The organism is Chryseobacterium sp. T16E-39, from assembly GCF_002216065.1.
Classification (GTDB): domain Bacteria; phylum Bacteroidota; class Bacteroidia; order Flavobacteriales; family Weeksellaceae; genus Chryseobacterium.
On sequence record NZ_CP022282.1, the window covers coordinates 1,824,796 to 1,839,131 of the forward strand.

General features: G+C 35.9%; 12 protein-coding genes. 9 read left to right on the forward strand and 3 right to left on the reverse strand.

The window, feature by feature from the left end; translation table 11 throughout:
* Nucleotides 1-11 precede the first annotated feature (11 nt).
* Nucleotides 12-1,175 carry a type IX secretion system outer membrane channel protein PorV gene (gene porV / locus CEY12_RS08240; RefSeq protein ID WP_089027241.1) on the forward strand — a complete coding sequence of 388 codons (1,164 nt, stop codon included), beginning with the start codon at nt 12-14 and terminating at the stop codon, nt 1,173-1,175.
* 77 nt (nt 1,176-1,252) lie between these two features.
* On the forward strand, nt 1,253-3,520 hold the full coding sequence (locus CEY12_RS08245; RefSeq protein WP_089027242.1) for an FUSC family protein: 2,268 nt from the start codon (nt 1,253-1,255) through the stop codon (nt 3,518-3,520).
* On the opposite strand, the gene CEY12_RS08250 is transcribed toward CEY12_RS08245, so the two are convergent.
* Nucleotides 3,501-4,115 (reverse strand): 4'-phosphopantetheinyl transferase family protein, encoded by a 615-nt coding sequence (locus CEY12_RS08250; protein WP_089027243.1) that lies wholly within the window; start codon nt 4,113-4,115, stop codon nt 3,501-3,503. The genes CEY12_RS08245 and CEY12_RS08250 overlap by 20 nt on opposite strands.
* A 200-nt stretch (nt 4,116-4,315) precedes the next feature.
* Nucleotides 4,316-4,846, reverse strand: coding sequence for a pyridoxamine 5'-phosphate oxidase family protein (locus CEY12_RS08255; protein ID WP_089027244.1), 531 nt, complete (start codon nt 4,844-4,846; stop codon nt 4,316-4,318).
* 167 nt (nt 4,847-5,013) lie between these two features.
* On the opposite strand from CEY12_RS08255, the gene ahcY reads away from it, so the two are divergent.
* From ahcY to CEY12_RS08280, 5 genes are all read left to right on the forward strand, one after another.
* A complete protein-coding gene (ahcY, locus tag CEY12_RS08260) occupies nt 5,014-6,330 on the forward strand; it encodes an adenosylhomocysteinase (RefSeq protein ID WP_089027245.1) in 1,317 nt (438 codons plus the stop codon).
* Between the two features lie 110 nt (nt 6,331-6,440).
* Nucleotides 6,441-7,244, forward strand: a complete 804-nt coding sequence (locus CEY12_RS08265) for a hypothetical protein (protein ID WP_157676787.1) — start codon at nt 6,441-6,443, stop codon at nt 7,242-7,244.
* Between the two features lie 215 nt (nt 7,245-7,459).
* Complete coding sequence (gene yiaA, locus CEY12_RS08270; protein ID WP_089027247.1) at nt 7,460-7,852, forward strand: inner membrane protein YiaA; 393 nt, start codon at nt 7,460-7,462, stop codon at nt 7,850-7,852.
* A 144-nt stretch (nt 7,853-7,996) separates the two neighbouring features.
* Nucleotides 7,997-10,117: a BspA family leucine-rich repeat surface protein gene (locus tag CEY12_RS08275; RefSeq protein WP_089027248.1), complete on the forward strand. Its 2,121-nt coding sequence runs from the start codon at nt 7,997-7,999 to the stop codon at nt 10,115-10,117.
* 8 nt (nt 10,118-10,125) lie between these two features.
* Nucleotides 10,126-11,880 carry a BspA family leucine-rich repeat surface protein gene (locus CEY12_RS08280; protein WP_089027249.1) on the forward strand — a complete coding sequence of 585 codons (1,755 nt, stop codon included), beginning with the start codon at nt 10,126-10,128 and terminating at the stop codon, nt 11,878-11,880.
* 56 nt (nt 11,881-11,936) lie between these two features.
* On the opposite strand, the gene purE is transcribed toward CEY12_RS08280, so the two are convergent.
* The gene (gene purE, locus CEY12_RS08285; RefSeq protein ID WP_089027250.1) at nt 11,937-12,440 is read right to left on the reverse strand and encodes a 5-(carboxyamino)imidazole ribonucleotide mutase; all 504 of its coding nucleotides are present in this window, start codon (nt 12,438-12,440) and stop codon (nt 11,937-11,939) included.
* Nucleotides 12,441-12,692: 252 nt separating this feature from the next.
* Here purE and CEY12_RS08290 point away from each other — a divergent pair, with 252 nt between their 5' ends.
* Together CEY12_RS08290 and CEY12_RS08295 are read left to right on the forward strand one after the other, a co-directional pair.
* Nucleotides 12,693-13,589 carry a DMT family transporter gene (locus tag CEY12_RS08290; protein WP_089027251.1) on the forward strand — a complete coding sequence of 299 codons (897 nt, stop codon included), beginning with the start codon at nt 12,693-12,695 and terminating at the stop codon, nt 13,587-13,589.
* A gap of 180 nt (nt 13,590-13,769) precedes the next feature.
* Nucleotides 13,770-14,336, forward strand: coding sequence for a hypothetical protein (locus CEY12_RS08295; protein WP_172821022.1), 567 nt, complete (start codon nt 13,770-13,772; stop codon nt 14,334-14,336).

Consider the following 14,336-nt stretch of genomic DNA (forward strand, 5'->3'; position numbering starts at 1 on the left):
AAAGACAACATATGAATTTAACTACTAAACTGCTTTTAGGAATTGGTTTTACTGCTGGTTTTTTAGGCTATTCGCAAGATCTGAGTAAGGTAGGACCTGTATTAACCGGGGCTCCTTTTCTAAGAATTGCACCAGATGCGAGATCTGGAGGTATGGGTGATCAAGGTGTCGTTACCTCTCCGGATGCATTTTCTCAATTCTGGAACGCGGCAAAATATCCTTTTAGCAGAACTAGTTCTTCCGTAGGTCTCAACTACACTCCTTACATGGGAAAATTAACGAATGATGTATTCTTATTATATGGTGCATTTCATAAATTTTTAGGTCAGGATGAAAGATCTACGATCTCAGCAAGTATTTATTACTTCAATATGGGACAGGTAGATTTAACTCAATTGGTAGGTACTGAAGTAGCTTCCATGGGAACATCCAAGCCAAATGAATTCTCCATTGACGTTGCTTATGCGCTAAAACTTTCTGATTCTTATTCAATGGCAGTAACAGGTAGATTTATTCGTTCAGATTTAGCTGGAGGATTCAACACTGATACTACACTTAAACCGGCAAACTCTTTTGCAGTAGACGTTTCTGGGTACTATACTTCTCCAAGATTCTCTAGTTTCGGAGGATATGATGGTAAATTGAATGCAGGTTTTGCGATTCAGAACTTAGGTCCAAAATTGGATTACACAGGAAATGAAGAATCAAGATCTTATCTTCCTACGATGGCAAGATTAGGGGTTGGTTACGATATGTATTTGGATGATGTTAATAAGATCGGACTGAGTGTAGAAGGTTCTAAAATCCTTGTTCCAGGTTCAGAATTTATCGGAATGGATCCTAATACAAGACAGCCGATGTATGCAGTACCTAACGTAGGACCAATCGCCGGTATCGGAAAATCTTTCAAAAATAAGAACAGCATTATGTATAGTGGTGCTTTAGAATATTCATATGATAATGCTTTCGCTGTAAGAACTGGTTATTTCCGTGAAAGTGAAGAACAGGGAGCCAGACAATTCGCTACAGCGGGTATTGGTTTGAAATACCGTTCTTTCGGACTTGACATTTCTTACCTGATCAATATGTCTAAAATTAATACTGCATTGGATAACACACTTCGTTTCGGTTTAACCTGGAATATCGGAGATGAAACATCTAATGTTGATTATTAAAAAAAATATAACATTTAAGTTTACAAAAGTCTCATATTTATGAGGCTTTTTTGTTTTCCAATAATTATTTTTGTAATATGAACTATTCGGCGGAGCTAAAAAAATTTGTAACCAGTCAGTATGTATATTCTGCCATCAGAATTACACTAGCTACGGTATTACCATGTTTGGTCCTCGCCCACTTTGGAATTTTAAAAGAGTATTTTCTCTTTCCTTTGGGAACCAGCTTTGTAGCACTTACTGATCAACCGGGACCATTTATTAGAAGAAGAAATGCGTTAACTTTTGCCATTTTCTGTTTTGTACTTGTAGCTCTCATTGCAAGTCTGGTCATGAATATAAAAGTCCTGGTCATCCTTGAAATTATTGTATTTGCCATGTTCTTCTCACTAATTGGTGTTTACGGGCAGAGATTGGCTGCAGTAGGTTCTTTATCTCTGGTCGTTATGGCTATCTTTATTGACGGACATCTTACCGGAGATAATATTTTTAAAAGTCTTCTGATTTTTGCATCCGGATGTACATGGTTTCTCCTGATATTCCTCATCGTCACCACCATACAACCCTATAAACTGGCCAGCCAGATGATTGGTGAAAACTATCTTCAACTGGCAGAGTTTTTAAAAATAAAGGCTAATTATTATCAGAAGAATCCTGATTTTGATAAATTGACCACTCAGGTCATTGCAAAGCAAATAGGAATTAAAAATCTTCAGGAAGAAACCCGCGAAACCGTTTTTAAAACAAGAACGATCGTCAATGAATCGACGACTACCAGCAGATTACTAATGTTGATGTTTCTGAACTCGATGGACCTTCATGAAAAATTAATGACCTCTGAAAGTGATTACCAAAAACTTCAGGAAAGTTTTAAGGACAGCATGATCCTGGTTCATATTCATGATTACCTTAATCTGCTTGCTGAAGAAATAACGAATATTGGAATTTCATTACAAGTAGGTACCCGGGCAAAACCAATCTTTAACCTGGATGCTGAATTAAAAAAACTAAACACCCAATATTTTGAAGTAAGAAATAGGCAGATCACTCCTGAAACGTTGGAAAATTTTATGATCCTGCGTCAGATTCTCATGCGTATCAGTGAGATCACCAAAGAAATTAATGAAATCTACAAAGTGTTTTCACAGGATGTGAAACTAGCAAAGAGTCTTTCAACCGGGCTGGACTTAAGGAAGTTTATGCCTAATGAAGAGAAACTTAATTTCCAGGTACTAAAAAATAATATCTCGTTCTCATCCTCACAGTTCCGCCATGCGATCCGTATTACAACAGCGTTATTGATTGGCTACCTTTTTTCATTTTTCCAATTTCTAAGTATTGGTCATACTTATTGGATATTAATCACAATTACTGCCATACTAAAGCCGGCCTACTCGATTACAAAACAGCGAAACGGACTTCGTTTGTATGGAACCATTGTAGGAGCTACTATTGCGTATATAATACTTCATTTTATTCATATCAACGCTATTTTATTTGGTACTCTTTTAGTAAGCATGATTCTTTGTTTCAGTTTATTGAAAGGAAGATACTTCTGGGCAGTATTGTTTATGACGATCTATGTCTTTCTGAGTTTTAATTTTTTAAGTCCCGGAAAGGTAGATATTATCTTTAAAGACAGGATCGTAGATACTGTAATTGCAGGTATTATTGCATTCTTGGTCTCTTATATTGTTCTTCCCGTTTGGGAACACACTCAGAATCTGGATCTGATGAAAAAATCTGCGGAAAGTAACCTCATCTATTTCCAGAGTGTCATTTCCAAATTTCTTCAGGAAGGTTTTGATCTTGAAGAATATAAAGTAAAACGTAAAAATGCTATCATTTCACTTGCCAACCTTTCTGATAATTTCCAGAGAATGATTTCTGAACCTAAAAATCAGCAGAAAAAATTAGAGGTAGTACATCAGTTTGTAGCAACTTCACACCTTGTTACCGCCTATACAGCATCTCTTTCCCAGTATTCCAAAAACGACGAAAAATATCCTGAAATAGATGCTGAAAGCTGGAGTAAGAAAATAGAATCAGAATTACAACAGACTTCTGCCCTTCTTAAAGGTGAGGAAATAAATGAAGTTTTAAAAATGGAAAGCCGACTTGAACCGGAAGACTCCTCTATTGACGATCTTATGCTTAAAAGAAAAACTGAACTGGAAGAAAATGAAGCATCGGATGTGAATGACCCCAATAAGATATCTCATCTTACTGAACTGAAAAACATTCATGATGTACTGGAACTTATTTATGATGTGGCTAAAGAACAGAGAAAGGTCATTGAAAAATATAAAAACGAGTCCGAAGCGACTACTCCTCCACAATCGTAAAGCAGTAATCATCAAAAAATTCCACTCTCGCCTTAAACTCGTCTGAAAACTGATCGTCATAAACTCTACAGCTTATCTTATGAAGGTTTTTCAGCTCGAAAGGTTTTACCTCATAGTTCTTTTTCAGAGACCAGTATTTTGAATGGTGGATTTTATACATGCTTTCTTTTACACTCCAGATAATCGTATAATATGTACTGGCAATATCTTCCGGTATAAATCCTCTTTCATTTTCATAGGTGAATTTATCAATCACCCGCATTATTTTGGGGTTGAACTTTTCAATATCAATTCCAATTTTATTCTTTGAAATAGCAATGGAGGCAAAGGGAAAAGAATGAGTAATGGAAATTTCCGCATCTTTAGGAGAAAGGAATGGCTCTCTTTCGTTATACAGAATTTTAGAATTTGGTTTCAAGCCTTTTAACAGCTTCCGAACCATCAGAACTTCCAGCAGCTTTTTAGGATGATAATCTTTTACCTTTTCCGCATTTTCAGGTTCCAAAAGGTCCTCAATGCGTAATTCCTCGCTCTCATCATATTTCCATACAAGAATGGTAGCTGTATCATCTGAAAAATCTCGGTAAAGGGGCATTGTTTTTTATTGGATAAAAGTACTAAAAAGAAATTTAATAGAAATGTAATATGAGAAGATGGAAGCAGGGAGACGGAAGTTAATTACAGCCTTTAAAATTGCTTTTGAAGTCATGATTGTAAAGAATCGATTTCCTGAAAAAAAAACTATCCTCTACCATTATAAGCTTCTATCTCCCTGCTTCCTGCTTCATATCTTAGTTATTTTGACTGGTGGTTCATATCATTACGGTGTTCAAGAATTTCTAAGTTTTCGTCTACAAAATAAGCACTTCCAAATCCGTTAACATAAGACCCTTTAGTTGGATGTAAAGCAATAAGAATAAAATCCTTCATTTTAGAAATAACATCAACTACTTTTCCGTGAGTTTCCTTTAAGCCGGCAACTACATTATTCCAGGTTTCAGAGTCTCTTTCAATCTGTGAAGGAGTTGCTTCGATGGTTAAACGTTCACGTGCATAGATCTGCTTTGTAGTGGATTCATCTTCAATAAACATCATTGAAACCTTTCTTTCGTCAGCCAGATTTTTTGTATGTTTTGCCATAAAAGACACCAGAATATAGAATGTATTTTCTACCTGAACAAAAGGTGCATAGCTTGAATTGGGATTCCCTTCAGCATCTACAGTTGCTAAAATTACACTCTTCGTATTTGCAATCAGTTCTTTTACCTTTGGCGCAACAGGTTTTGCTTTCTTCTGAGCCCCGTCCTCTGTATTTGTATGATTCATAGTATAAAATTTATTGAGGCAAAAATAGGTTATTTAGATTAAATCCAAATAATTTAAAACCATGTATAATCTCATTAACTGAACTTGATGCGTCGTTTTTATATCTTAATTATTAATTGTAATTTTGCACTTCATTATCAATTGAATTTAAACTTATTCATTAACATATGAGTACTACAACACAATACATTCCTTATAAAGTTAAGGATATTTCTCTAGCAGAATGGGGAAGAAAAGAAATTACGCTTGCTGAGGCAGAGATGCCTGGTTTGATGTCTATCCGTGAAGAATACGGACCATCTCAACCCCTAAAAGGAGCAAGAATTGCAGGATGTCTTCACATGACTATCCAGACAGCTGTGCTTATCGAGACCTTAGTCGCTTTAGGTGCTGAAGTTACCTGGTCTTCTTGTAATATTTTCTCTACACAAGATCATGCTGCTGCTGCTATTGCTGCTGCAGGAATTCCTGTTTATGCATGGAAAGGGCTAAACGAAGAAGATTTTGACTGGTGTATCGAGCAGACTTTATTCTTTGGTGAAGATAGAAAGCCATTGAATATGATTCTTGATGACGGTGGTGATCTTACGAATATGGTATTTGATAAATATCCTCAGTTCACAAAAGATATCAAAGGACTTTCTGAAGAAACAACAACTGGAGTACACAGATTGTACGAAAGAATGAAAAACGGAACTTTGGTAATGCCGGCGATCAACGTTAACGACTCTGTTACTAAATCTAAATTTGACAACAAATATGGTTGTAAAGAATCTGCAGTAGATGCTGTAAGAAGAGCTACAGACCTTATGTTGGCTGGAAAAAGAGTGGTCGTTTGTGGTTACGGAGACGTAGGTAAAGGTACTGCAGCTTCTTTCAGAGGAGCTGGTTCTATTGTTACAGTTACTGAAATTGATCCAATTTGTGCTTTACAGGCTGCAATGGACGGTTACGAAGTAAAAAGATTAGATACTGTTGTAGATAACGCAGATATTATCATTACTACGACAGGTAACTTCAACATTGTAAGAGGAGAGCATTTCCTTAAAATGAAAGATAAAGCGGTAGTTTGCAATATCGGTCACTTCGATAACGAAATCGATATGGCTTGGTTAAACGAAAACTACGGTTCTACAAAATCTGAAGTTAAGCCACAGGTGGACATCTATACTTTAGAAGGAGGAAAAGAGGTAATTATCCTTGCAGAAGGTAGATTGGTAAATCTTGGTTGTGCAACTGGACACCCAAGTTTTGTAATGTCAAATTCTTTCTCTAACCAGACTTTAGCTCAAATCGAATTATGGAATAATTCTGCAGCTTATGGAAACGAAGTGTATATGTTGCCAAAACATTTGGATGAAAAAGTAGCTGCTTTACACCTTAAAAAATTAAGCGTTGAGTTAGAAACTCTTTCTCCTGAACAGGCTGAATATATTGGTGTAGATGTAAAAGGACCATTCAAACCGGAATATTACAGATACTAAGACATACATTTAATCTATATAAAATCCCATTATTCAAAATAGTGGGATTTTTTATGGCCAATATTTTTAAAGCAGATAAGTATTCTTTACTTTTGCCAGCAAAAAAAAGAATGAAAAAGTATTTATTTCTGGGACTGATAGGCACAGCTACCATTTTTAATAGTTGCAGCAGTGATAATGATAATGCCAATGATCCTTCCGAAAAAAGAGTATTATTAAGCAAGATCACTACAATTTACTATGATAATCCTGCCCAGCCAGAAACTACTGTATCAACGCTCGAATATAATGCCCAGGGAGAGTTGGTAAAAACACTATCTGATGGAAGAGTTTCCATTTTTGAATACAATAACGGGAAACCCGTAAAAGTAAATTACTATAATGCTGATCATACATTAGAATACTATACTTCTTTTGCCTATAACGGAGAGCAGTTGGTTAATATCAAAGCAATCTATTCCAATCCAAATTTTAACAGAAGCAGCACGTATACCTATAACGCAAATGGTAAACTCGCATCTTCTACCCTTTGTCAATCAGAAGACTGTTCCCATCCGAGTATCTCTTCCTATACATATAACGGAGACAACATCTCTGTGGAAACTTATCTGATGGGAGGAACAATAAGTTACTCTAATAAAAAGGAATTTTCTTACGACGATCAATTAAACCCTTATACAAATATCAATAAATACATCAAAATTATGATGGAAGGAGCTTATACTATAAGTAAAAACAATTATACGACAGAAAAAATAAGCTATAAGGATAATAATAATGGTACCTGGATTCAAAATCAGACGAATACATACAGCATACAGTATAATAGTGATCATTTACCTGTACAGGTTATCGGCAAACAATCCAATGGGCAGAACTACGTACAATACAATTACGAATATATTACACAATAAACTTAAAAAGCTCTCCGAATAGGAGAGTTTTTTGTTTTCAGGAGCTATTTCCCGCTATCCGCTCATACTCCTCGCTCCCTGCCTCACCCTTTTGCTGCGGGGTAACCGCTACTATCGGGGCTAAGACAATTCTTGAGGCATCACAATATAGGTGTTCAATTCTAATAAAAAAAAGTATATATTTGGCTCCTGATTAAACAAAAACATTATAATTAATGAAAAAACAAAGAGTATCAAATGCATTTGTCGCAGCATCTTGGATTGCACTGGGAGCAGGAATGATTGGCTATATCGTTGGACTTGCAAGAGCTGAAATGCTACTTAATGAAAAAGGATATTATTTTACAATCCTTTTATATGGGCTATTTGCAGTAGTTTCTTTACAAAAAGCGGTTCGTGATAAATTAGAAAATATTCCGGTGACTGATATCTACTATGGAATTTGTTGGTTTGCCACTTTATCATCTATTGTATTACTGGCAATAGGTCTTTGGAATGCCACTATTCTTCCAAGTGAAAAAGGGTTTTATGCTTTTGCATTTTTATTAGCCCTTTTTGGAGCCATTTCAGTTCAGAAGAATACAAGAGACAATATGCTTCAGGACTAATATCCTACCCGTCAAATTCAGGAGATTTTCAGATCTTTTTGATAAAATTACAAAAAGAATAAAATAAATCAATTATAACAATAAACTCTTCAAACATTTGGAGGGTTTATTATTTTTATTATCTTTATTTCACAAAATATTGATATGCATAAGAGATTTTTACCGTTTCTCCTTTTCATTTTTTTATTTCAGATTGTAAGTGCTCAAAACGAATTTATTACGATCTGGAAACCTTCAAATACCCAAGCCCCTATCCCGTCGGGAGTTCCATCCGGTTCATCTGATCACCAGATATGGCTTCCGGTGCAAGGAGATAATTACACTGTATATTGGGAAGAAGTAGGCTATCCTTCTCACAACGCTACAATAACAAATGTAACCGCTACATTACAAACTTTAATAGATTTTGGAACTCCAATAAACCCCATTCCCCAAAATGCTACTTATCGCGTAAAAATAAGCAACGGAAACGGAAGTTTTCATAGAGTACAATTTTCAAGTGTACTTACTAATGGTATAGTGGTTGGAGACACAAAAAAAATAATTAATGTAGAACAATGGGGAACAAATATGTGGTCATCAATGGAGCGAGCTTTTGCAGGATGCAGTTCAATGGATATAACAGCTACTGATACTCCTGATTTATCTAATGTCGACAATATGAAATATATGTTTTTTAACTGTTCCGGCCTAATTGCAAATCCCGCCATTAACAACTGGAATGTTTCTAACATAATCGATATGGAAGGTGTTTTCATGGCCTGCTCATTATTCAATCAACCTCTGGGAAATTGGAATACTTCTAATGTAACGAATATGGCCTATACTTTTTTTTCAGCAACAGTTTTCAATCAGCCAATTGGAAATTGGAATACTTCCAAGGTAATACAGATGGTGGCCATGTTTAACAGTGCTGAAGCATTTAATCAGCCTATTGGAAGCTGGGATCTCTCTGAAAATAAAAGTACTGAGTTTATGTTCTCAGATGCCCATGCGTTTAATCAGCCTATTGGAAGCTGGAATATTTCCAAATTAGTTGAGACAGACCACATGTTCAGTAATGCTACAAGCTTTAATCAGGAGATTGGAAATTGGGACACCGGCAATATTACAGTTATGTCAGGAATGTTTAATGGCGCAGTAGCATTCAATCAGAGTATAGGAAACTGGAATGTAGGCAATGTAATCGATATGCGGGAAATGTTTCAGGATGCGACAAGTTTTAATCAGAACATTGGAAATTGGAATACAAGTAAGACACTGCTCATGATGGCCATGTTTAATGGCGCGAGTGCATTCAATCAAAATATAGGGAACTGGAATGTAAGTCATGTAATAAATATGAGCCAGATGTTCAAAAATACAGCAAACTTTAACCAGAATATCGGAGGTTGGAATACTGGCAGTGTTACACTCATGCCTGAAATGTTTAATGGTGCAGTGGTATTCAATCAGAATATAGGAAACTGGAATGTAAGCAATGTAACAAATATGAATCAAATGTTCCAAAATGCAACAAGCTTTAATCAGAATATCGGAAGCTGGAATACCGGCAGTGTTACACTCATGACAGAAATGTTTAATGGTGCAGTGCCATTCAACCAGAACATAGGGAACTGGAACGTAAGCAATGTAACAAATATGAATCAAATGTTCCAAAATGCAACAAGCTTTAATCAGAATATCGGAGGTTGGAATACTGGTAATGCTAAATTCTTAAACAATATGTTTAATCATGCTACAAGTTTCAACCAAAATCTGGAGCTATGGAATCTCGGCTCCTTATTATCTGCTCAAAATATATTTTTAAATTCTGGTATAAACTGTCAGAACTATAATAAAATCCTTCAAGGCTGGAGCCTAAATGCAGCTACACCTAATAATATTAATCTGGGTAATACATCTCCTCTTGTGTATTCCACCCTCCAGGCTTCTAATGCCCGAAACAACTTAATCAATAATAAAGGATGGACGATTACTGGAGATACTTACAATACAGAATGCGCTTTATTGGCTACATCTGATCCTGTCCTTACCGGCACAAACGGGATCAGTATTTATCCAAATCCTGCCACAGACTTTATTTATATTAAAAATGTAAAAGCTCCGGGCCATTACAAAGTATTGGACACCGCAGGAAGAATTGTGATTCAGAATTTATTAAATAATGAAAAAATCGATGTAAGCTCTTTAACAAAAGGAAATTATATTTTACAAATCACTTCAAAAGATAAAACCCAAGCCATAAAATTCATTAAAAATTAATTTTTAATATGTACAAAAAACTAATACCATTCATTTTTTTTCTTTTCTTTTTTCATTTCGGAAATGCTCAAAATGAATTTATCACCGTATGGAAGCCAAGCCTTCCACGATATTCAACTGCTTACTCCGGGATACCTGTTGCTTCAACGGATCAACAAATTTGGGTCCCTGCGGTAGGAACAAACTTTCAGATCTATTGGGAAGAAATTGGTTTTCCAACAAACCATGCCACTCTCACCAATCTTAATTCTACGCATCAGGTTCTTGTAGATCTCGGAACACCCATGAATCCTAATCCGGCAGATGCAACATACCGTCTTAAAATAAGCAATGGTAACGGAAGCTTCCATAGAATGAGATTTTCAAACTGGGATATGTTTACGAATGGAGATGGCCTTGTAGGAGATGTTCATAAAATAGTAAAACTTGAACAATGGGGAAACATTCACTGGTCCTCTATGGGACAGGCATTTCAGCTATGCAGAGATTTCGATGTAACAGCAACTGATAGCCCTGACCTTTCTGCTGTTACTGATATGTCTAATATGTTCGCAAGTAATTTTACTTTAATCGGAAATTCTACTTTTGATAATTGGGATACTTCTCATGTAGAAAATCTGCTAGGAACATTTTCGGGCTGTTTTGTTTTCAATCAACCAGTCGGGAGTTGGGACACCTCAAACGTTAACATGATGGGAATAACATTTACAGCCGCAAAACAATTTAATCAGCCTTTAGCACATTGGAATACTTCTAAAGTCGTTTATATGACTGCCATGTTTAGCGGGGCTAAGGAATTTAATCAGCCTATCGGAAACTGGGATCTTTCAAGTGCGATAGACTGTGAGTTTATGTTTTCTAATGCCGAGAAGTTTAATCAACCCATTGGAAACTGGAATACCTCTAAGGTGGTTGAAATGGACCGCATGTTTAATCAGGCAAAGGCATTCAATCAGGACATCAGTAACTGGGATACTTCAAGCGCCACTATAATGGAAGGGATGTTTGCAGGCGCATCGAATTTTAATCAAAACATTGGAAACTGGAATTTAAGTAAAGTACTCTACGTTAATGATATGTTTAATGGAGCCACACAATTTAACCAGAACATTGGAAACTGGGATGTAAGTAAAGTAATCTGGACGTATAATATGTTTAAAGATGCCAAGAATTTTAATCAGAATCTTGGAAGCTGGAATGTAGGCCTTGTAACCAACATGAATAATATGTTCAATGGAGCGACTGATTTTAATCAAAACTTAGGATCTTGGAATTTGCATTCACTGGTTTCTGCTCAGAATATGCTTTTAAATTCCGGTTTAAATTGCCAAAATTATGACAGCACCCTTTATGAATGGAATATAAATGGATCCACTCCTAATAATATTAATCTGGGGAACACATCACCATTGGTATATTCACATCCTTCTTCAGTAAGTGCGAGAAATAATCTTATCAATAATAAGATGTGGACGATTACCGGAGACACCTACAATGGGGAATGTCAATCTTTCCTGTCCTCATCAGAGGTATTGGCTCATAACGAAATCAGTATTTACCCCAATCCGGCGACTGATTTTATTAACATTAAGAATCTGAAAGGAAACAATAATTATAAGATTTTTGACATAAGCGGAAGAATCGTTCTCCAGAATCTGTTACATGAAGAAAAGATCGATGTAAGCTCTTTAACTAAAGGAAATTACATCTTAGTCATTACAACGAAAGATAAATCTCAATCGTTTAAGTTTATTAAAAAATAAAATAAAAGCCTCACGTAAAATAGTGAGGCTTTTTTTATGATGATTTCTTTATCTCTTTATCTATCGTATTGATTAGGATGTTGTGCTTTAATGTCATCAACAGTTCCTAATACTTTATCTTTTAAAGAATCCTGATATGTCTGCAGTTTTTCCGCAATCTGCTCATTTCCGCTTCCTAATATTTTAGCAGCAAGAATTCCGGCATTTAAAGCTCCGTTTAAAGCTACTGTAGCAACAGGAATTCCTCCCGGCATCTGAAGAATTGATAGTACAGAATCCCATCCGTCAATTGAATTACTGGACAGAATAGGAACTCCGATTACAGGAAGTGTTGTACAACTTGCAACCATCCCGGGAAGATGAGCAGCTCCTCCAGCTCCTGCAATAATAACTTTCAACCCTCTTTCTTTTGCTGTTTTTGCATAATCAAACATCCTTTCCGGTGTTCTGTGTGCTGATACCACCGTAAGTTCGTAAGGGATTTCCAGCGTTTTCAAAAAATTTGCAGCTTGTTCCATAATTGGCAAGTCACTTTGACTTCCCATAATAATTCCTACCATCTTCAATATATTAGATTTTCAAAGATAAAAATTAAAATCTGTTTTTTAAAATCGTCTCTTTTTTACCACAACAAAATCATATAAAGTGATAACCATAAATACATATAAAGGAATGATCAATCACAAGAATTGTTTTTAGTATTGGTATATCAGTTCTCCGCGAATGATTTTCTGAACAATATTAAATGACAAGAAATTAAACCTAAAATTATACTTAAATAAGATATATTTGCATAGTATTTCACTTACATTTTGAAAGATTATAAACTTACTTTCGCTATTCTCACAGTTGCTATTGTCTGGGGAACGACTTTTTTATCGATTCGGGTAGCAGTACAAACTATTCCGGCATGGTTTGTAGCCGGAATTAGGCAATCTCTTGCAGCTTTGATCATGCTTGTCATTCTTTTATACAGAAAAGAACTGCAATGGATCGGATGGAAAAATCTGAAATATCAGATTGTTTTCTCTTCGCTTATGCTGATCATAGCCAACGGAATGACTACCGTGGCAGAGGAAACAGTGACCAGCAGCCTGGCTTCACTTATCAGCGCCTGCTCTCCTATTTTGGTTTTTCTTGGGAGTGTAGCGGTTGGGATACAAAAATTTAGTATTAGGGCTGTCATAGGAATTTTAATGTCTTTCGGTGGGGTCCTTTTTATATTTTGGGATGGGATAAAAGATTTAGCAAATCCGGATTATGCTATGGGAATTATTTTTCTTCTTGTTGCCATCGCAGGTTGGGCGTCGGGGACCATTTTCACCAAAAAGCTGAATATACAAAGTGGAAATATAACATTGAACCTCTTATACCAGTTTGCCTTCGCCGGAATTGTTCAGATCATTTTTGCCTTTTTATTTTCTGAAGATTACAACTTTGAAAATTGGAGCTTCAGGAGTATTTCAGCGATGCTTTACCTCGCTGTTTTTGGTTCTGTAGCTGCCTTTTTCGCTTATCATTACGCTCTGACAAAAATCTCACCAGTCCAGGTTTCTATTCTGGCCTATATCAATACAATTATCTCCATTTTCTTAAGCTGGTTGATTCTTGGCGAAAGTATTTCAGTTAAATTTATCCTTGCGGCCGTACTGATCATTCTGGGAGTTTTCACGATCAATTACAATCCCGCCATGTTTAAAAAACAATAGATTAAGCAAATAATCGACCGTAGGCATCAAACGTTCTCATACCGGCTTTTGATCGTATTTACATCGAAGATACTGTAACCTGAATTCAAGTTATTTATGGCGGAGCAAGCTTCTATTTCTCCATTTCATGCCTCTTTTTTGTTTTTTTTTGCCTATCTTGTTTAGATCAATTCCGATCGTATGCTAAAAAACACCTTGCTGATTTTATTTATTTCCCCATTCCTTTTGCTGAGCTGTGACAATCGTCAAAAGGAAAAAAAGCTGCTTGAAAGAGAACAACAGCTTCTTGAAAAGGAAAAGCTCTTTGCCCATAAAGAATCTGAATATCAGGCTTTGATTAAAATGAGAGACAGCATATTCTCAAAGAAAGATTCTATCCAAATAATGAAATGGCCAACAGAAATTTCCGGATCATGGAATGGCAAGGTCATTTGTATCGAATCCAATTGCAGCGATTATGTTGTCGGCGATCAACGAAACGACACTTGGGAGTTCGATAGTGATTCTATCCAGCTGGTCACTAAAATAATAAGCAACAGCAATCTTATAAGATTATATTCGGGAAGGTTTGAGAACAATGAAATTAAATTAAATTTCAAAACAGATTCTACAGCCAAAAAGAAAGTAGATATGAATATTCTGCTTAACGATATTTCTGATACCAAAATCAGAGGTACCAGGACAGTGATGACAGACAATAATTGTACTGCAAAATTCTCTGTTGAATTAACACGTTCGTCCAAATAA